The sequence below is a fragment of the Brevibacillus sp. IT-7CA2 genome, from assembly GCF_949767855.1.
Taxonomy (GTDB): domain Bacteria; phylum Bacillota; class Bacilli; order Brevibacillales; family Brevibacillaceae; genus Brevibacillus.
Map to the genome: position 1 here is coordinate 155590 of NZ_CATKQT010000052.1, position 19701 is coordinate 175290.

A 19701-nucleotide genomic window follows, 5' to 3' on the forward strand; every position below is an offset into this window, starting at 1 on the left:
CAAAAAAGTTCCTTCTCCCCTGCGGGAAAGGAACTTTTTTTATGAGCTCTTCTTAACCTCTAGCATTACCGCATCCACAAAAAGCTGCATGACCGGTCCGCACACTTCTTGCGGGTAACGCTCCGTTCGTTTGAGCCACTGCTTGAGCCGGAGCAAATGATACGCTGCTTGTGGGAGTCGCCCTCTTGTCCCATGATCAATGAGTTCGACTGCCGACAGACCGACCTTGGACCATAGATGGAACTTCTCCACCCACGGCCTCGTTTCTTCTGCCAGCTTCTGATTCGTCATTCCTGCCAACAGCTTGTCTGCCGCAGCCTCCATCTTTTGAAAAAGAGCCGTCAAGTCAGCAATGGCTTTTTGCCGATCTCCCTGCAAAAAATGAAAGCGGAAGGTCAGGATAGCTTCTAACAATCGCGGCGATTCCACCTCGCATAAAAACGAGCTTTGCACGTTATCCGCAAAGGTGAAGAAAGCATCTGCATCCTTTTGTCCCGCTACTTCCTCTACGGCTTGTTTCCATACTCTATCAGGATCGTAGCCGATCGGATCTCGCAAATAAGCTGCCGTCGTAATCAAAGGAATCTTCGAGCATTCTGATCTAGACATCGCATTCGCCACATAGCCTGCTGCGTATTGCCACAGGTCAGGGTCACGGTGACGCAATGGACCGATATGTAGTTCGTTCGCCATGGCCAAATCATTCACCGGGTAGTTGTCCCAATAAAATGGCTGATGACCCGTGTGCTCTTGAAAGCGAATGGCATCACCATCCGTCAGGTAGGGCGAGCAGACGAATCGTCCCGTCCAGAACAAATCGATTTCTGGCGGCAAATGCTGGCCGAGGTACATGATGTACGCTTCTTTTCCAATCCCGTTGTATTGTGTAGGACAGACAACCAGCTTGACTGGTTCGCCCCAGCTGCGTATCAAATCCCACACATAAAGCGTCGTACGGGCATGCGCCTCCGCCAAATGGGTAAACTCGGCTACATCCTTCTCATGCAACAGATGCATGGGGATATCATCGAACAATAGCGCAAAGTAACGCACACCGCGATCGTACAAATCCCGATACTTCCTGCCTAACAGCTCCAAGTGCTGACGATTCGTATATTCCATGCTGAGCCCAGGACCCAAGCAATAAATAAACTGCATGTTGCGAGTCTTAGCCCGCTGGATCAGCTCATCTAACTGTTGATTGGCTTTCGCAGGAAGCGGCTCCATCCAGCGTTCCCGCAGATACTCGTCATCTTTTGGGGCGTAGAAATACGCGTTGTAATCATGTCGGTGCAAAAAGTCGATCATATCCAGCCGCTCTTCATGTGTCCAAGGTGTTCCATAGAAGCCTTCAATCACACCACGTACAGCAAAGCAAGCACTCCCGCTCACTCAGATGCTCCCTTCCCCACGACGAATTGGGTCTAAGAATTACTCATTGGCTGGAGCAGTCTCCTCAGCCTTAGTAGCCGTCTCCCTGGCCATTTCCTCGCCAGCACGGATACGACGCATGATTTCTGCCCACAGTTCATCCTTGCCTTGACCTGTCTCCGAGGAAAATACGATGATCGTATCATCCCCGCGCAAATTCAAGCTTTGACGAATGATCTTCGTATGCTGTAGCCAACGCCCGCGAGCGATTTTATCACCTTTCGTCGCTACGACTACGGTAGGGATCCCGATTTGCTTACACCATTCGTACATCGCAACGTCGTCTTTACTCGGAGCATGACGAATATCGACTAGTTGAATAACGAAGCGAAGCTCTTCCCGATTTTTCAAATAGCCCTCGATCATTTTTCCCCATTGTTCCTTGATCGTCTTCGCTACCTTTGCATACCCATAACCCGGGAAGTCAACGAAGTAGAGCATTTGATTCACACGGAAATAGTTTAATGTCTGGGTTTTACCCGGACGAGAACTGATCCGGGCAAGCCCTTTGCGGTTCATCATTTTATTGAGCAATGATGATTTTCCTACGTTAGATCGCCCTACCAGCGCGATCTCATGGAGCCCATCAGTCGGATACTGCTTTGGTCCAACCGCGCTGATAATAAACTCTGATGATGTTACCTTCATGCTTTGTCACCTACTGGCTGTTTAGTTAGCGCGTGACGCAGCACTTCATCTAAATGATCAACTGGATAGAATGTCAGTTCACCGCGTACGCTCTCCGGGATATCCTCGATATCCTTCTCGTTGTCTTTTGGCAAAATGATCGTGGTTAAACCTGCACGGTGAGCAGACATGCACTTTTCTTTCAGCCCGCCAATTGGTAGAACCCGACCTCGCAACGTAATCTCCCCAGTCATCCCCACTTCTTTTTTCACAGGGATTTTCGTGAGGGCGGATACGAGTGCGGTTGCCATAGTAATCCCAGCAGACGGACCGTCTTTTGGAATCGCCCCTTCTGGAAAGTGGATGTGGATATCGTTCTTCTCGTGGAAGGACGGATCAATTCCCCACTGATCTGCATGGGAGCGAATATAGCTGAATGCAGCCTGCGCTGATTCCTTCATGACATCACCCAGTTTCCCTGTCAGGGTGAGCTTTCCTTTTCCAGGCAAAATGCTGACTTCTACATTCAGCGTATCTCCACCTGCTTGTGTCCAAGCCAGACCCGTAACGGAGCCCACTTGATCTTTTTTCTCCGCTAGTCCATAGCGGTAGCGCGGTTTGCCAAGGAGTGTCTCCAACGTCTTAACCGTAACCACGACACGCTTCTTCTCACCGCTCACGATCAGCTTGGCAGCTTTGCGGCATACGTTGGCGGCTTCGCGATTGAGGTTGCGAACACCCGCTTCTCGCGTGTACAGACGAACGAGCTTCAGCATCGCATCGTCGTTCATTTTCAGCTTATCTTTGCCCAGACCGTGATCCTGCATTTGCTTCGGCAAGAGGTAATCACGCAAAATGTTCAGCTTCTCCAGTTCAGTATAGCTGGAAATTGAGATGACCTCCATCCGGTCCAAAAGCGGACGCGGAATCGTATCGAGACTGTTTGCGGTCGTAATAAACATGACGTTCGTCAAATCATAGGTCTCTTCGATATAGTGGTCACTGAATTTATCATTTTGGTTTGGATCGAGTACTTCGAGCAGTGCAGACGCAGGGTCACCGCGGAAATCAGACGCGAGCTTGTCGATCTCATCCAGCAAAAAGACAGGATTAATCGTACCAGCTTGCTTCATTCCTTGTATGATTCGCCCTGGGAGAGCACCTACATACGTGCGGCGGTGTCCGCGAATCTCTGCTTCGTCGCGTACTCCACCCAAGGAAATGCGAACGAAATTGCGCCCGATTGCACGCGCTACGGAACGAGCCAGAGACGTTTTTCCGACACCCGGAGGGCCTACCAGACAAAGGATCGGTCCACGCATGGAGTTTACCAGCTTTTGTACTGCCAAATACTCCAAAACGCGCTCCTTCGGTTTATCCAAGCCGTAATGATCTTCATCGAGAACTTGCTGTGCATGATGAATATCCAGATTATCTTCTGTCGTTTTCGTCCACGGCAGCGCAAACAAGGTATCGATATACGTACGGATGACCGAGCCTTCCGCAGAAGTAGCCGGCATCTTCTCCAGACGCTCGAGCTCCTTCTCGATCTTCGTTTTGATCCGCTCAGGAGCATCCGATTTTTCGAGCTGAGCACGCAGCTCATCTACTTCGCCTTGGCGTCCGTCCTTGTCGCCCAGCTCTTTTTGGATTGCCTTCATTTGCTCACGCAGGTAATATTCCTTTTGCGTGCGCTCCATCTGTTTCTTCACGCGGTTGCCGATCTTGCGCTCCAGCTCAAGTACCTCGCGCTCGTTGTTCAAAATGGTCAAAAGAATTTCGAGACGTTCCTTGATGTTGGTCGTCTCCAAAATTTCTTGTTTATCCTTCATCTTGAGCGGCAAATGCGAAGCAATCACATCCGCCAAACGTCCCGGTTCCTCAATGTCCTGCACAGAGGTTAGCGTCTCTGGAGAAACCTTTTTGGACAGCTTGATGTACTGCTCAAAGTGACCCAGCAAGGAACGCATTAAAGCTTCCACTTCGTTTTGCTCTGTTTTTTCATCTTGCAAATATGTAATCGACACGACGAAATAATCTTCCTGTTGAAGATACTCCTCGATCTTCGCGCGTTGCAAGCCTTCTACCAATACACGGATTGTCCCATTCGGCAGCTTTAGCATTTGTTTCACACGCGCAACGGTACCAATACTGTAGATTTGCTCAGCATCTGGCTCTTCTATATGGACCTCTTCTTGTGTCGCAAGCAAAATCTTGTTATCGTCTACCATGGCTTGCTCCAATGCGCGGATGGACTTTTCCCGTCCAACGTCCAAATGGAGTACCATTGTCGGATAAACAAGCAATCCTCGCAACGGGAGAAGCGGTAATTCTCGTTTACCGGAACGTTCGCCCAAGCGGATGCACCTCTCCTTGTTGATCTACCCTCTTACAAAGAGCCTTATAACAGACAAAAACGGCCCTCAAAGCCGTTTTTCAAACGCCCGCCCGGCCCCAAAAAACGAGACAAAAAAGATCATACCAATCATTTTTTGTGTAGCTCGTTTCAGGCCGGGCAAGGACTCAGGCTCTTTGCAAGCAGAAGCTTTTTTCCATTGTAGCGCAAACACAATCCGATGTCTAATCCACGAGCATACCCGACTGTTACAGTGATAGCGGAGAGGAAGCGAGATCTTCTGCTGGGATTTGCAAAGTAAATCCCGTCGCCTCGTCTTCTTGCATGGCAACTTGCGGTACAGCTAGCTCGATTACCTCAGTGACAGTGGACACTGGTATGATTTCGATCCCTTTCATGTCGGCAAAAATGCTTTGCCAGTTTTCCTGTGGAATGAGGACTCTGGTCGCTCCCGCTTGTTTGGCGGCCTCTACCTTCGCGACTACACCCCCAACTGGCTTTACCTTCCCATGAATACTCACTTCGCCAGTCATGGCCAGTAAATTATCGACAGGCTGATTCAAAATCGCCGAGTAGATCGCAGTGGCAATGGTAATGCCCGCAGAAGGCCCATCGACTGGGATGCCTCCCGGAAAATTGATATGCAGATCGTAATCATACGGGCGGACGCCCATTCTGTTCAGGACAGTCAAAACGTTTTCGATCGATCCTTTTGCCATCGACTTCCGGCGGATCGTCCGGTTGCGGCTGCCCATCTCCTCTTCCTCGGCCATTCCTGTCATCGCCATTCGACCTTGACCAGGAACAGCGGTGGGTGAAGCAGTCACTTCAAGCTCCATCACACTGCCCATGTTCGGACCGTACACAGCAAGACCGTTGACCAATCCCACCTGCGGTGTATCATGCACCTGCTTTTCTGGACGAGGCGATTTTTGACTGCTGTGCATCACCCATTCCACATCGGCAGCCTGGATGTCTTGGCGTTCTTCCGTCAAGGCAATTCCGGCAGCAATTTGCAGCGTATTGATCGCTTCGCGTCCATTGGTCGCATAGCGCTCGATCACGGAAACAGCGCTGTCTTCTATATTCATATTCATTTTAGGCACGGCCGTACGCACGATACTCCCAATTTCTCCAGCCTTTAATGGGCGGAAAAAGATTTCCAGGCAACGGGAACGAAGCGCAGGAGGCAATTCTTCTGGCAACCTCGTCGTCGCTCCAACCAGACGGAAATCGGCGGGTAAACCGTATTTGAAAACGTCATGAATATGCGAAGGAATTTGGTTATTTTCCTCGCTGTAGTAAGCACTCTCTAGCATGACTTTGCGGTCTTCAAGAACCTTTAGTAACTTATTCATCTGCACAGGATGGAGTTCCCCTATTTCATCAAGAAAAAGCATGCCACCGTGCGCTTTTGTCACAGCGCCTGGCTTTGGCTGCGGAATCCCCGCCTGCCCAAGCGAGCCAGCCCCTTGATAAATAGGATCATGTACAGAGCCGATTAACGGGTCAGCAATCCCGCGTTCATCAAAACGAGCAATCGTCGCATCGATTTCAATAAACTTGGCATCAGAAGAAAACGGCGATAGCTGATTTTTCTTTGCTTCTTCCAGCACGACCCTAGCCGCTGCGGTCTTGCCTACACCAGGTGGTCCATAAATAATGACATGCTGTGGGTTGGGACCACACAAAGCGGCACGCAACGCACGAAGCCCATCTTGTTGTCCTACAATTTCTTCCAAAGTAGCTGGTCTCGTTCTCTCTGACAGAGGTTCTGTCAATGCAACCATTCTCATTTTACGTATGGAATCAAGATCCTTGCGCGATTCCTTTTCGGTTGAGGTTTTCGTGTTTCTCTGCGCTCGCAGCAAGTTCCAAAAGTAGGTGCCGATCACGATACCAACAACCACTTCAATGACAGCAATGACCAATGTCGTATAGTCCATATGCAGTCCCTCCCATGCGTCTTCGCTTGCGGTCAACTTCTGTTCCCCAAAGAGGAGGGAACACCTTCATGACCGTTTTGTGCATATGTAAAGCTTCTCTTGAACGATATCAAGTAGTATTGCCCCGCAAGCGTAGACGTAAACCAACAACAAAAAAACCACCTCGCTTATCACGAGATGGTTTGTGTAGACAATGCTTATGCTGTTTCTTCGTGCAATTCCTGGCCTTCTTTGGTCAACAGTTGTGGCTTCACTTTGTCGCGAACCGTTTCTTCGGTAATCACGCACTTGTTGACGTCTTCTCTGGAAGGAAGCTCATACATCATATCGAGCATGATTTGTTCGATAATCGCACGCAGTCCGCGCGCACCAGTGTTGCGCTTAATCGCTTCTTTGGCGATTTGCATGAGCGCACCGTTATCGAACTCCAGCTCAACACCGTCGAGACTCAGCAGTTTTTGGTACTGTTTCACCAAAGAGTTTTTCGGCTCTGTCAGGATACGCACGAGCGTCTCCTCATCCAGCGGCTCCAAGGTAGCAAGCACTGGCAAACGACCGACGAACTCCGGAATCAGACCAAATTTCAGCAGGTCTTCCGGCAAAATGTATTTCAGGTATTCTCCGGCTTTCAGATCGCCTTTTACGCCATCTCCGAAGTCTGCACCGAAACCGATGACTTTTTTACCCAAACGACGCTTGATAATCTGCTCGACGCCATCAAATGCACCACCGCAGATGAACAAAATGTTCGACGTGTCGATTTGGATGAACTCTTGGTGAGGATGCTTGCGTCCGCCTTGTGGTGGAACACTCGCAACAGTACCCTCCAAAATTTTCAAAAGCGCTTGTTGAACGCCTTCACCAGATACATCACGCGTGATGGATGGGTTTTCCGATTTACGGGCTACCTTATCAATCTCGTCAATGTAAATGATTCCTTTTTCAGCCTTCTCAACATCATAGTCAGCAGCCTGGATGAGCTTGAGCAAGATGTTTTCAACGTCTTCGCCCACATAGCCTGCTTCTGTCAGAGAAGTTGCGTCCGCAATCGCGAAAGGTACATTCAGAATGCGCGCCAATGTTTGCGCGAGCAACGTTTTCCCGCTACCAGTCGGACCGATCAGCATGATGTTGGATTTTTGCAGCTCCACATCCTCGATCTTCGCCCCGGAATTAATCCGTTTGTAGTGGTTGTACACCGCTACAGACAAGGACTTCTTCGCCATATCTTGACCGATGACATAGTCGTCCAAGATTTTGCGAATTTCCACTGGCTTTGGAATTTCTTTCATATCGATTTCTTCTTCAGTGCCCAGTTCTTCCTGTACAATTTCATTGCACAGTTCGATACATTCGTCACAAATGTAAACACCAGGACCAGCTACCAGCTTGCGCACCTGTTCCTGGGACTTGCCGCAGAAGGAACACTTCAGTTGGCCTTTGTCGTCGTTAAACTTAAACATGCGCTTCACCTCACAACGGGTCAGTTTTTGCGTTCGATAATAGAGTCAATCAATCCGTAGGCCTTTGCTTCTTCTGCACTCATGAAATTGTCGCGGTCTGTATCTTGCTCTACGCGTTCATAAGGCTGACCTGTCCGCTCAGACAAAATCTCATTCAGCTGGCGCTTCGTTTTCATAATCCATTCCGCATGAATGCGGATGTCTTCTGCTTGCCCACGCACACCACCGAGCGGTTGGTGAATCATTACTTCGGCATTTGGCAGAGCGAAGCGCTTGCCTTTTGCACCAGCAGCCAACAGGAACGCACCCATGCTGGCAGCCATGCCCACACAAATCGTGGACACATCCGGTTTGATGTACTGCATGGTGTCATAGATGGCCATTCCTGCTGTAACAGAACCACCTGGAGAGTTTATGTATAGCGATATGTCTTTGTCCGGATCCTCTGCCTGCAAGAAAAGCAGCTGAGCGACAACCAGATTGGCGATTTCATCATCAATCTCGGTGCCCAAGAGAATAATCCGGTCTTTCAGGAGGCGCGAGTAAATATCGTAAGAGCGCTCTCCCCTGCTTGTTTGCTCGATGACCATAGGGATTAGCATTATGTATTTTCCTCCTTTGCCGAAAAAAGTCAATGGTGGAAAAACAAGGCACGATACACTCGTGCCTTGTGGTCTTGACAGCCAGCGTCAGGGTTAGCCTGCCCACTGACCAATCATGCGTTCTTCTAAGCTTATGCTGTTACTTTGCTTTCTGCAACCAGCAAATCTACTGTTTTGCGAGTTTGCACATCGCGGTACAGAGCAACCATGCCATCTTGTGCAGAGAAGATTTTGCGCAGCTCATCAGCTGGGCGGCCGTATACGCCAGCCAGTTTATCCAGTTCTGCGTTTACGTCTTCTTCTGTTGCTTCGATGTTTTCTGCTTTGCCGATTGCTTCCAAAGTCAAGGAAGTGCGAACGCGGGATGTTGCATCTGAACGCAATTGATCACGCAGTTGGCTCTCATCCATGCCGGAGAACTGGTAGTACAGTTCCAGAGTCATGCCTTGGTATTGCAGACGTTGACCAAATTCATTTACCATTTGATCCAATTCATGCTCAACCATTACTGCTGGCAGATCGATCTCAGCGCTTTCAGCTGCTTTCAGAACGAGCTGCTCACGAACATATTGATCTTTTTCTTGCGCTGTTTTTTCTTCGAGTTTTTTCTTGGTGTCTGCTTTCAGCTCTTCCAGCGTGTCGAACTCGCTCACGTCTTTGGCAAACTCATCATCCAAAGTAGGCAGGTTTTTGCGCTTCAAGCTGTTCAGCTTCACTTGGAATACCGCTTCTTTACCAGCGAGGTTAGGAGAGTGGTACTCTTCAGGGAAAGTTACGGTAATTTCTTTTTCTTCGCCGATGTTCAAACCAGCCAGTTGCTCTTCGAACCCTGCGATGAAAGTACCGGAACCCAGTTCCAGAGAGTAATCTTCCGCTTTACCGCCTTCAAAAGCTACTCCGTCTTGGAAGCCTTCGAAATCGATTACAGCGATATCGCCTGTTTGTGCGGCACCCTCTTCTACTGCTACGAGCTCAGCATGACGCTCTTGCATGCGCTTCAGTTCAGCGTCAACGCTCTCGTCTGTTACAGAGAAGTCTTTTTCTTCGATGGACAGACCTTTGTAGTCGCCCAGCTTCACTTCAGGCTTCACAGTTACAGTCGCTTTGAAGATCAGGTTTTTCCCTTGTTCCATTTGCGTTACGTCTACTTCTGGACGATCTACTGGCTCGATACCAGCTTCACGAACAGCTTGTCCGTATGCAGTTGGAAGCAGAATGTCAAGAGCGTCTTGGTACAAAGATTCTACACCAAAACGAGATTCGAACATTTTGCGTGGTACTTTTCCTTTACGGAATCCTGGAACCTGAACTTTTTGAACCACTTTTTTAAACGCTTGATCCAATGCTGCGTCTACTTGCGTAGCATCTACTTCAATCGTCAGGACTCCCTGGTTATTCTCTACCTTTTCCCAATTTGCTGCCACGTAAACTTCCCCTCCTAAATCGAATCAACAGAACATCGCCAGCCGCGCCATGGTATCTTCGCAGGCTCGGATGATAATATTCTAGCCATTATAACCATTCTAGTATAGCACAAATCTTTTAGTTTTCAAGAAGACCTCATTGGTCGACGAACAGAATAGTTCCCTCCCAATTGTGAAACCCGGTTGCCTAAATGATCATAAAACGCCACGGATATGTAAACTTCTGTCGGGCTCGTTCCTGTCTCTTCTAAAAGAGCATATGTCGGTACGTGAAAACCGCGCGGCATTTGCAGGCTACCCGGATTCAGAAACAAGATGTCTCTCTCTACGCCACAGACAGGTACATGAGAGTGACCGAATACGACTACATTTGCTCCGACCTCTTCTGCACGGTAATGAAGGCGCAGAAGAGAGCCTTTCACTTCGAAAAGATGCCCGTGCGTTTGCAGGATGTGAAGTTCGCGCCATTCGGTCTCTTGTTCAGTCGGCACCTCTTGTGTCGAATCGCAATTGCCTCGGACAAGCGTCATGTTGGAAAACGGCTCGCGCTGATGGTCGACACAAAAATCGCCACAATGCAAAATTTTTTCGACATGATGTCGGTTGACGACCTGGCTTACTTCCCGAACCAAGCCGTGGCTATCGCTCATGATGAGAATTCCCATCACGCCTCACTCTCCTGTTTTCTCTCTTGTCTACTTGATGATTTCAAGCAGTTGCTGCATGGCACGAGCGCGGTGGCTGATCTGGTTCTTTTCTTCTGGCATGAGTTCGGCCATCATTTTGTCCATCGATGGGATGTAGAATACCGGATCATATCCAAAGCCGTTTGTCCCTTTTGGCTCACGCGCAATCACACCCTCACAAGCGCCAGTGGAAATGATTGGCTCTTCGCCTGGAATCACCAACGCCAACGTACAACGGAAGCGAGCTGTGCGTTCCTGTGTCGACACTTCTTCCAGCTCTTTCAACAATTTACGCCAATTCTGCTCGTCTGTTGCATCTTCCCCAGCGAAGCGTGCGGAGTAAACTCCAGGACGTCCTTCCAGCGCATCTACTTCCAGACCTGAATCGTCACCGAGGGCTGGCATATTCAAGTATGTAGAGATTTCAATTGCTTTTTTCAGCGCGTTTCCTTCGAAGGTGTCCTTGTCTTCTACTACCTCAGGCACACCGTCAAATTCAGCGAGGCTAATTCCTTCCCAGCCTGCCTCTGCGAACAGCCTGTTGAATTCTTTCACTTTTCCTTGGTTACGTGTTGCGAGAACAACTTTTTTTCGATTAGGCATGACTTTCCTCCGCTACTGATTGTGCAAAAGAGAGCGAAACATCAGCGAGCGCCTCTTTTTGACTGTTAATCAAGTTGTCAATGCCGACTTTTGCAAGGGCAATCATTTCTTGTAGCTGTTCAGGAGAAAACGGGGCATCCTCCCCTGTTCCTTGCAGCTCGACAAACTTTCCTTTTCCCGTCATGACGACATTCATGTCGACAATCGCTGTAGAATCTTCTTTGTAGTTGAGATCGAGCACGGCTTCCTCGCCGACTACCCCTACTGAGGTCGCTGCCAGGAAGTCGTTGAGCGGCAGCTGTTTCCAGGTGCCACTATCCACCAGCTTTTGCATTGCGTCTACCATTGCCACGAAGGCTCCAGTAATCGAAGCTGTCCGTGTACCTCCGTCTGCCTGAATGACATCGCAATCCAGCCAAATAGTGCGTTCACCCATTGCTTCAAGGTTCACGACGGAGCGCAGAGCACGTCCGATCAGACGCTGAATCTCCATTGTGCGTCCACCGACTTTTCCTTTGGACGACTCACGCGCGTTGCGGGTCGCTGTTGCTCGGGGAAGCATGGAATACTCGGCTGTGATCCAGCCCTTCCCGCCACCACGCATAAAAGGCGGTACCCGGTCCTCCAAAGTCGCCGTACAAATCACCTTTGTGTCTCCGACTTCAATCAGGCACGATCCTTCTGCGTGTTTAATGTAATTGCGCGTAATCGTTACAGGGCGCAATTGATCATGGGCACGGCCATCCACTCTCATTCCAAGTTCCTCCTAAATCGCTTTGTTACACTCCGCTCATTATACCAGAGGCGGGAAACGATCTGCCACTGCACAAACGCCTCTTCCTTATTTACGTTAATTGCAAATATTCTTGTCACTTCCTCCATCATAATAAATTTCTTGCGGTCGAAGTGGCTGCCAGCAGCATCGCTGGGAGCAAAACAATTGGCGTACAAAAACCACGCTCGTTAATACGGGCGTGGTTTTTGTTCATTACATCTGTATGGGATTGAGTTGAACCGGGCGGCTAACTGGCTTGGTGAACTCGCCACTAGCTAGCGGTTTTCCTTCCACCAGCAGCTGCACTTGCTTGGCTCCTGTCGTTTCTGTCAATGACAAGACGAGCGATTGCAGGGCTTCTGGGCTCGCTTCCTTGCCATCGTCATACTTGAGGATGTCACTGCTCAAATTGACCGTCACCAAATCTTTTTCTTGCTTCACATTCAGAACACGTGTCGTACGCAGCAAGGAACTAAAGAGCTGAGATCCTTGTTTCGGTCCTTTGATCAACTCTTCAACAGTTGCCTTGGCGATGTCAGCCGTTTCAGGAACCAGGCGAGTGACTGGGACATAATACGTACGTGTATCATCCAGCTGTCCTTGGAAATAAACCGTTACGCTGGAGGTATCTCCTGGTACCGCCCCATCGCCCAGTTCGAGATTGACTCCTTGATTCCGGTCTAATAGCGTAATGGGTGTTTTGGCTGCTGGCATTTCCGTCAACGGCGTTCCATTCACCCAAATTTGCACAGTCTTGACGCTGCTAAACTCCGTCAACGCCCGGGTGACTGCATCGACAATTTTCTTCTCGTCTTTCTCCTCGTACGTTTTGAAGTCTTTGGAAAAATCGACAGTGGCTACGCCATTTTTGATGACAAGTCCTTTTACTTCTGTCCCTTTCGGCAAGACAGCGGAGAAGCCACCCTGGAGCATGCTCTCTACCGGACCGCCTTTTACCATGTAGCTCAATACTTGTTTGGCAGGACCTTCTGATTTCGGAAGAGTCATCGAGACAGGAACGATATATCCGTTAGCATCCTGCAAGTACACCATTCTCTCTCCAGTCTCCTGAACGACCGGTTGTGCACCTTCTTTTGCAGCATCCGGGGACGTCGTGCCGTTTGGCAAATCCACTGATACCTCTGACTGTGGCGGTGCATCAATACTAATCGTTTCCTTTTCCGGGCCAAAGAGACCGCAGCCCGACAAAAGCACTGCGCTAACCCCCAGCACGGCCGTCATTTTCCCGATGTGCCTTATCTTCATTTCCCCAGCCTCCTCCAGACACTTTGTACTACCATGTATACGAGCTAGGCTTGGGTTTATGCGTTGAAAGTTTGTCTCGACAGACAAGGTCTTCCATCAGGGCTGGACGGATTTTTCCAATGAGTTGTGCTGGACGTTAACTTTGCAATCCAGCCATTCTTCTGCAATGGTCCGGAATTTGCGGGCGTCCCCACTCGTCACAAATAGATGTTCCGGGCGCTCTATTTGCTTACTTTCGGCGTCCGTCGCAATTTGCAAGGACAATTCTCGCGCTGTCTCTTCTGCGGAGTTAATCAAGCGTACTCGATCTCCCATCACTTCCGAAATGACTGGTGCTAGCAACGGATAGTGTGTACAGCCCAAAATTAATGTATCCAAATCTTCGTGCAAGAACGGGGAGAGCGTTTCTTTTACGACTCTTCTTGCTTCCTCCGAGTTCGCCATGTGGCTCTCCACCAGTGGCACAAATGCGGGACAAGCCATGCCTGCGACGTACAGATCCGGTTGAATCCGTAAAAGCGCACGCTCATACGCCTTGGTACGTATGGTCGTTTCCGTCCCGATGACACCGACCCTTCCGTTTTTCGTCACTTGAACAGCCGCACGTGCGCCTGGTTCAATCACCCCAATGACGGGCAGCGGCAAATCCTCCATCGCTTCCTCCAGCACGACGGCAGTCGCAGTATTACAGGCGATCACCAATGCTTTTAACGGTGTACGCATCACATAATCGATCATTTGAAAGCTGTAGGTACGAATCTCTTCCGGCGATTTGGAGCCATACGGACAACGGGCATTATCGCCTACATAAACAATCCGTTCTTCGGGTAGCTGACGCATGACTTCCTTCGCAACAGTTAATCCTCCCACTCCTGAATCAATAACGGCAATCGCTCGTTCTCTACTCATGCTAATGTGTCTCCCCTGTTGAAATGAATATAGTACAGCATACCACTCAAACATTTGTGCTACTACCATATGCCGAGATGAAATTTCTTGTACTCCGCAAATGTCGCACCTTCTCTAGGCGCCTTTCATAATGTGGGGAGAGATGATGTGCCCACGAGGAGGAGAATCTTTTGGTAGAAGAAGCCAAGAATTTGCTGGACTGGAGCCAATGGGGCCGACAATGGATCGAGCATTTGCGAAGACATAAGACCCTCAACCGAGAACTCGAACGGCATCTGCACAAATTCGAAGAATCATTTACATTGATCGGAAGGCAAGCATCCAAGCTTGGTTCATCACAAGAAAGCGAAGAACTCCCTGCTCTCATCACTCGCGCAGAACAGGTGCAGGAGCAATTCCATCACTTTTTACGACTGGCTCAGTTGAGTGAAGATGAGGATCTGGAAGGAGAAGCGAGGGAGCCTGTTCAGGAATCAATGGATGTACAGCCAGCGGTGGCGGAAGAAGTACAGGTGCCTGTAGTGCCAGAACCCGTTTCCTATCCCGGTGCACGCGAGCCAGTCCGTGCGGCACGCCCCGTGGCTGTCGGCCGACATACCCTCCCCCCGCTCCCTTATGCCTACAACGCTTTGGAGCCATACATCGATGAAGCTACCATGCAAATCCATCACATCAAACTGCATCAAAAGTATGTAGACGATCTCAATACAGCAGAACGGAAGCTAGCAGAGGCGCGAGAAAGTGGCAACTTCGATCTCATACGCCATTGGGAACGCGAGCTAGCCTTTAATGGGGCCGGTCATTACTTGCATACTATCTTTTGGCCATCCATGAGTCCAAATGGAGGTGGCACTCCATCTGGTGATCTCGCAGCGGCAATCAATCGGTATTTCGGTTCGTATGACGCCTTTAAGAGACAATTTAGTCAGGCGGCAGAAAAGGTAGAAGGTCCTGGGTGGGCGATCCTCGTTTGGTCCCCGCGAGCACATCATCTGGAGATTCTTACAGCCGAAAAGCACCAGAACTTGTCACAATGGGATGTGATTCCGCTACTGGCTCTTGACGTATGGGAGCATGCCTATTTCCTGGCGTATCAAAACCAGCGAGACAAGTATGTAGAGAACTGGTGGAATATCGTCAACTGGCCCTATGTGGAAGAGCGATTCGAAAAAGCACGAAAACTGCGCTGGGAGCCATATTGACTTGTATCTCCTCTTCATTGACAAACCCCCTCGTCATCCCAAATGACAGGAATGAGAGGGGGGTTTTTGCTGGCAAAACTTACTCGTTATACGGGACAAATTCGATCTTTTGCACCTTGATCGGATTTTGGATGGGCTTCGCATTCTCATCTGTTTTCTGGGCAGCGATCTTGTCTACCACTTCCATCCCGGCAAATACATGACCAAAAACAGTGTGGCGATTGTCGAGATAAGCTCGTCCGCCAATTTCCTTATACTTCGCTTCTGCATTCAACGGCAGCGCCGACAAATCGAGATACTCCTGATCCACCTTGGGGCTTTGTACAATGTAGAAATGGGTGCTGTTCGTATTAGGTCCAGCATTCCCCATACTGAGCGCTCCTCTGAAGTTGAACAGATCCCGGCTAAACTCGTCCTCAAACGACTCGCCGTATATACTCGGCAGCTCCTTGCCATCCGGCCCTTTCAAATCTCCCGCCTGAATCATGAAATCGTTGATCACACGGTGAAAAATCATATTGTTGTACTGCCCATTTTTCGCCAGTGTCTTAAAGTTTTCCACCGCTTTTGGTGCTTTGTTCGGGAACAGTCTCAGCTTGATCACACCTGAATCAGTCGTGATCACACATATTTCTTCGCCTTTGCGTGGCTTCTCCAATTGAAACAGCTTCACATCTGACACATCGATGCCAGAGTCCTGCCAAATGACGCCCCACACCTTCCAGTTCACCGGGTCTGTCCCGAGTCTGGCCAAGCCGAGATAATCCGTTTTTTCAATAGCCTTGTTATCTGCGGTATACCCGACGTATTTGAATTTCACAATCGCGCGGTAGTTATTGTAAGCGTCCTCCTTCGTGACGGTGTACAGCTTGTCTACTTTTGCTTCGATCACCTGAATGTTTTTGTATTGCGCCAATCCTTCCATATAGGTTTTCATCGCAAAATTCGTCAAGGAGTCATCTGCTACCAGCTTTGCTACCTCAGCAGGATTGGATCGTTGCTTCACCAAGGACGCTATGAAATCATTCACTTCCTGCTTATCTCCCCCATGCGGGCGGAACTGGTTGACCTGAACTTCGTTACGATAATCATGAATAGCGTTTGCAGCAGCATGTTGGACAAAGGTCGGACTCAGTAACGGGATCGCAATACTTGCAACGACTGCCAGAGAAACGAGTTTTTTCATTTTTTTCCGCCCCCACTAAATTAGAAGATTGTTCCATAAAAACAGTATAGCTCAATCTGTGAATCGACGTCTGAAATATTTTAAAAATTCTGCTAAATAAAGCAAGAAAATTTCATTTTTTCCCATAAAATCTCTTGCGTCTTTTTGCGTTCCTCCCCCGTCTAACCCATGTAAACTTCATGAAGCTACAACAAAAAACAATCAATCATTACAGCCATATGCCATATAAGGGAGAGACACACCATGAATAAAAAAACGATCACTGTATTTGCTGCTTCTATATTGACTTGCTCTGTTTTTGCTGGAGCTCTCGGCACTACTTGGGCTAACCAAGCTGCTACCCCAGTAACCACGCAGCAAGAAACAAAAGCAAACGAAGCTGCCATGCAAACTATGTTCCGGAATATCAAACTAGCGGAGCCTGCTCTCCTGTACACCTTAAAAGGAGAAGTAAGTGTTTTTGAAGGAACGTACCAATACGCAGTCAAGCAAGGGAAGCACGTCTTGGCAAAAGGGTTCGGCACAGCTTCAAAAGGTGGTCCGGAATGGGGAACTTTTGCGCAAACGATTAAGATTCCAACAAGTGAGCTGATCGGAAACGAGCCATTGATGCTCGAGATGTTTGAAATCAACCAAGAGAACGGCTCGGTCATCAACAAGCTTTCCATCCCATTAGATAGCTCCGATCAAGTAAAAAACACCAACGTATTTCGTAACCTGAAGCTTGCGGCACCGTCTGTCGTGTATACCGTATCCGGCGAAGCTAGCGTTTTCGAAGGCACCTATCAATATGCCGTGAAGCAAGGTGAACAAGTAGTTTCCAAAGGCTTTGGAACAGCATCGAAAGGCGGACCGGAATGGGGGGAATTCTCTCAGGAGATTGTCATTCCGCTGAGCAATCTGTCTAAAAATAAGCCAAGCACCCTCGAACTGTTTGAGATCGATCTAGAAAGCGGCGAAATGAAAAATAAAATGGTTCTTCCATTGAAGTAAGGAAAGAAGGAACTACGCTCCCGCAGTGTGTCTAGCGCTGCGGGATTATTTTCTAGAAGAACGGAAGAACCTAACGTATTCAGTAAGGAGGGTATGCAGCATCGTGAATCAAACTGAACTGGCGCAAAGAGCCATTTCCGGTGATGAAGACAGCTTTACGCTTCTGATCCAAGAGAGTAGAGAAAAAATATATCGAATGGCTTTTACTTATGTACGAAATAAGGAAGACGCTCTGGAAATCGTGCAGGAAACTGTCTACCGCGCTTTTATCTCCATACACAAATTGAAGCAGCCGCAATACTTTCAAACATGGCTGACCAAAATCGCCGTCAATTGCGCCTTGGATCACATACGCAAAGCAAAAAAAGTCGTTTATATGGATAAAGAGCATGAAGGCAGCTACGAGCAGAAACCGCGGGAAGATGTCATCGACCTGCATGATGCCTTGGACCAACTCGATGAAAAATCCCGAACGGTCATTATGCTGAGATATTTCGAAGACATGCCCATCAAGGACATTGCCGATGTGCTAGACATACCCCTCAGTTCCGTAAAGTCGATCATTTACCGCGGACTGGAGAAATTGAAAGTGAACATTGGGGAGCGTGAATCTCTTGGATAAAAAGCTGGACGATTATAAACATGCCTATCACGATATTGAAATTCCCGAAGAGTTGGCGGCAGTCACCGAGCAAGCCATCGAACGTGGGAAACTTCATCGAAAACGTGCGAAAGCAAGAACGCGTTGGATGAAGCACGCTGGCGTAAGCGCAGCGGCAGTCTTTGTTCTTTTTACAGTCAGCGTGAACACGATGCCCGCTTTTGCAAGTGCTTTGGAAAACGTACCCGGTCTGGGCAAGCTAGTGAAAATATTGCAATTCAATAAAGGCAGTGCGGGCGGCGGTACTCCTCAGGATGCCGTAGATGTTAGCTTCATTACGGTACAGAAGCAAGGAGATCAGGAAAACATCATCTTGAACTTTACCCAGGATAATGAGGTACAGCAGAACGCCAGCTCCTTCCACGTGAGTTTTACTGAATATCCGAATACGATGACGTTTGCTGTTGGTGGTGCAAGAAGATTTTCGGCTGTCAAAGATTTCGAGACATTGAAGCAAAGTCCGTATATCGAAGATGCCTACGAGATCATTTCATTGGACGATTCTCTCGTGCGGTTTAATGTGACCTTTAAGGAAGCGATTGCTTATGAGGTGAAAGAGTATAAGGAACCGGCACAGGTTGTGATTACGATTTCGCCAAAAGAAGTGTCGCCAGAAAAGCAACAGCCTGTGTACTCAGTGCGCACTGCTTCCGTACCGTATGGAGAGACGCTCGGGGCTATGGAGGAATCTCTTTTGGTCGCGGACAATATGCGGGTTTTGAAGGACAAGCAAGGTGGATACTTTGTCGAAGCCGGGTATTATCGGACAGAAGCTGAGGCTCAGGAGAAGAGGAAGCAGTTAAAGGATGAGTTTGGGGTTGTAGAGCCGTTATTTGTGGAGCAGAGAGGGTATTTGGAGGTGCCTGGAGGGATTGTGGCGAGGTAGGGTTCCCCTCCCCCTTCTATCAATCGTCAGATTATTCTGGGAGGATAGAAAAGCTGTGAACATGATAGGAAAATTCCTAGTGACTCTATATAATAAGCTCTCAAGAGCGCTCTTCTCTGTTTATTAGTTTGAATCGGGAGGTTTCATGATGAATACCAAAACTGTTGTTTATGAAGCCAGCTATCGTGATCAATTGGTAGATATTTGGTATCGTGCTGTTTGCCGTACTCACCATTTTTTGACGCAAGAAGATATTGAGTTTTATAAAAACATGGTAAAAAATGAAGCACTATCTGCCGTTGAAGTATGGATGGAACTAAACGAAAAGAAAGAGCCTGTAGGCTTTATTGGCCTTGATGGAACGAAAATCGAAATGCTGTTCGTTGATCCAGAATACCACGGAAAAGGGATTGGTAGCAGATTACTCGAACATGCGGAACGCAAGTATGGCCCTCATTTGAAAGTAGATGTCAACGAGCAAAACGAAGGCGCTCACGCTTTCTACAAGCGGTATGGGTTTGTGCAAACAGGACGATCTGAACTAGATGGTTCGGGAAGACCTTTTCCTTTGCTTCATTTAGATTTACAACGTTAATTTTCGATTTTTCAAAAAAAAGACTGTCTCCTGTAGTAGAATTCCCTACTTGCGAGACAGTCTTGCTCTACTTATTTGTCTTGCAAACTA

18 protein-coding genes are annotated in these 19701 nt (G+C 48.6%); 5 read left to right on the plus strand and 13 right to left on the minus strand.

Annotated features, from left to right (window positions below):
• Positions 1-39: 39 nt before the first annotated feature.
• The 12 genes from ACM6JA_RS26440 to racE all read right to left on the minus strand — a co-directional run bounded on the left by ACM6JA_RS26440 (position 40) and on the right by racE (position 14088).
• Positions 40-1392, minus strand: a complete 1353-nt coding sequence (locus tag ACM6JA_RS26440; RefSeq protein ID WP_414854768.1) for a protein O-GlcNAcase — start codon at positions 1390-1392, stop codon at positions 40-42.
• 39 nt (positions 1393-1431) lie between these two features.
• Positions 1432-2079 (minus strand): ribosome biogenesis GTP-binding protein YihA/YsxC, encoded by a 648-nt coding sequence (gene yihA, locus ACM6JA_RS26445; protein ID WP_414854769.1) that lies wholly within the window; start codon positions 2077-2079, stop codon positions 1432-1434.
• Positions 2076-4415 carry an endopeptidase La gene (lon, locus tag ACM6JA_RS26450; protein ID WP_173618968.1) on the minus strand — a complete coding sequence of 780 codons (2340 nt, stop codon included), beginning with the start codon at positions 4413-4415 and terminating at the stop codon, positions 2076-2078. Before lon ends, yihA begins: the two co-directional genes overlap by 4 nt.
• A 247-nt stretch (positions 4416-4662) precedes the next feature.
• Positions 4663-6360 carry an ATP-dependent protease LonB gene (gene lonB, locus ACM6JA_RS26455; protein WP_414854770.1) on the minus strand — a complete coding sequence of 566 codons (1698 nt, stop codon included), beginning with the start codon at positions 6358-6360 and terminating at the stop codon, positions 4663-4665.
• Between the two features lie 197 nt (positions 6361-6557).
• The gene (clpX, locus tag ACM6JA_RS26460; protein ID WP_007722243.1) at positions 6558-7823 is read right to left on the minus strand and encodes an ATP-dependent protease ATP-binding subunit ClpX; all 1266 of its coding nucleotides are present in this window, start codon (positions 7821-7823) and stop codon (positions 6558-6560) included.
• A gap of 20 nt (positions 7824-7843) precedes the next feature.
• Positions 7844-8425: an ATP-dependent Clp endopeptidase proteolytic subunit ClpP gene (gene clpP, locus ACM6JA_RS26465; protein ID WP_007722241.1), complete on the minus strand. Its 582-nt coding sequence runs from the start codon at positions 8423-8425 to the stop codon at positions 7844-7846.
• A gap of 131 nt (positions 8426-8556) precedes the next feature.
• Positions 8557-9849, minus strand: a complete 1293-nt coding sequence (gene tig / locus ACM6JA_RS26470; protein WP_414854772.1) for a trigger factor — start codon at positions 9847-9849, stop codon at positions 8557-8559.
• A gap of 125 nt (positions 9850-9974) precedes the next feature.
• Positions 9975-10514 (minus strand): metallophosphoesterase family protein, encoded by a 540-nt coding sequence (locus tag ACM6JA_RS26475; protein ID WP_414854924.1) that lies wholly within the window; start codon positions 10512-10514, stop codon positions 9975-9977.
• Positions 10515-10544: 30 nt separating this feature from the next.
• Complete coding sequence (locus tag ACM6JA_RS26480; RefSeq protein ID WP_414854773.1) at positions 10545-11138, minus strand: XTP/dITP diphosphatase; 594 nt, start codon at positions 11136-11138, stop codon at positions 10545-10547.
• Complete coding sequence (gene rph / locus ACM6JA_RS26485) at positions 11131-11892, minus strand: ribonuclease PH (RefSeq protein ID WP_017247492.1); 762 nt, start codon at positions 11890-11892, stop codon at positions 11131-11133. Before rph ends, ACM6JA_RS26480 begins: the two co-directional genes overlap by 8 nt.
• 234 nt (positions 11893-12126) lie before the next feature.
• Positions 12127-13179 (minus strand): GerMN domain-containing protein, encoded by a 1053-nt coding sequence (locus ACM6JA_RS26490; protein WP_414854774.1) that lies wholly within the window; start codon positions 13177-13179, stop codon positions 12127-12129.
• Positions 13180-13275: 96 nt separating this feature from the next.
• Positions 13276-14088, minus strand: coding sequence for a glutamate racemase (gene racE, locus ACM6JA_RS26495; RefSeq protein ID WP_414854775.1), 813 nt, complete (start codon positions 14086-14088; stop codon positions 13276-13278).
• A 170-nt stretch (positions 14089-14258) separates the two neighbouring features.
• Here racE and ACM6JA_RS26500 point away from each other — a divergent pair, with 170 nt between their 5' ends.
• On the plus strand, positions 14259-15290 hold the full coding sequence (locus ACM6JA_RS26500) for a superoxide dismutase (protein ID WP_414854776.1): 1032 nt from the start codon (positions 14259-14261) through the stop codon (positions 15288-15290).
• 79 nt (positions 15291-15369) lie between these two features.
• On the opposite strand, the gene ACM6JA_RS26505 is transcribed toward ACM6JA_RS26500, so the two are convergent.
• Positions 15370-16476 (minus strand): peptidylprolyl isomerase, encoded by a 1107-nt coding sequence (locus ACM6JA_RS26505; RefSeq protein ID WP_414854777.1) that lies wholly within the window; start codon positions 16474-16476, stop codon positions 15370-15372.
• A 243-nt stretch (positions 16477-16719) separates the two neighbouring features.
• On the opposite strand from ACM6JA_RS26505, the gene ACM6JA_RS26510 reads away from it, so the two are divergent.
• The 4 genes from ACM6JA_RS26510 (at position 16720) to ACM6JA_RS26525 (ending at position 19611) form a co-directional block, all read left to right on the plus strand.
• The gene (locus ACM6JA_RS26510) at positions 16720-17469 is read left to right on the plus strand and encodes a Gmad2 immunoglobulin-like domain-containing protein (protein WP_414854778.1); all 750 of its coding nucleotides are present in this window, start codon (positions 16720-16722) and stop codon (positions 17467-17469) included.
• A 103-nt stretch (positions 17470-17572) separates the two neighbouring features.
• Entirely contained in the window at positions 17573-18091 is a 519-nt protein-coding gene (locus tag ACM6JA_RS26515; protein ID WP_414854779.1) for a sigma-70 family RNA polymerase sigma factor, read from the plus strand.
• Positions 18075-19016 carry a DUF4179 domain-containing protein gene (locus ACM6JA_RS26520; RefSeq protein ID WP_414854780.1) on the plus strand — a complete coding sequence of 314 codons (942 nt, stop codon included), beginning with the start codon at positions 18075-18077 and terminating at the stop codon, positions 19014-19016. The genes ACM6JA_RS26515 and ACM6JA_RS26520 overlap by 17 nt, the downstream gene beginning before the upstream one ends.
• A gap of 148 nt (positions 19017-19164) precedes the next feature.
• Positions 19165-19611, plus strand: a complete 447-nt coding sequence (locus ACM6JA_RS26525) for an acetyltransferase (RefSeq protein ID WP_414854781.1) — start codon at positions 19165-19167, stop codon at positions 19609-19611.
• The last annotated feature ends 90 nt before the right edge of the window (positions 19612-19701 follow it).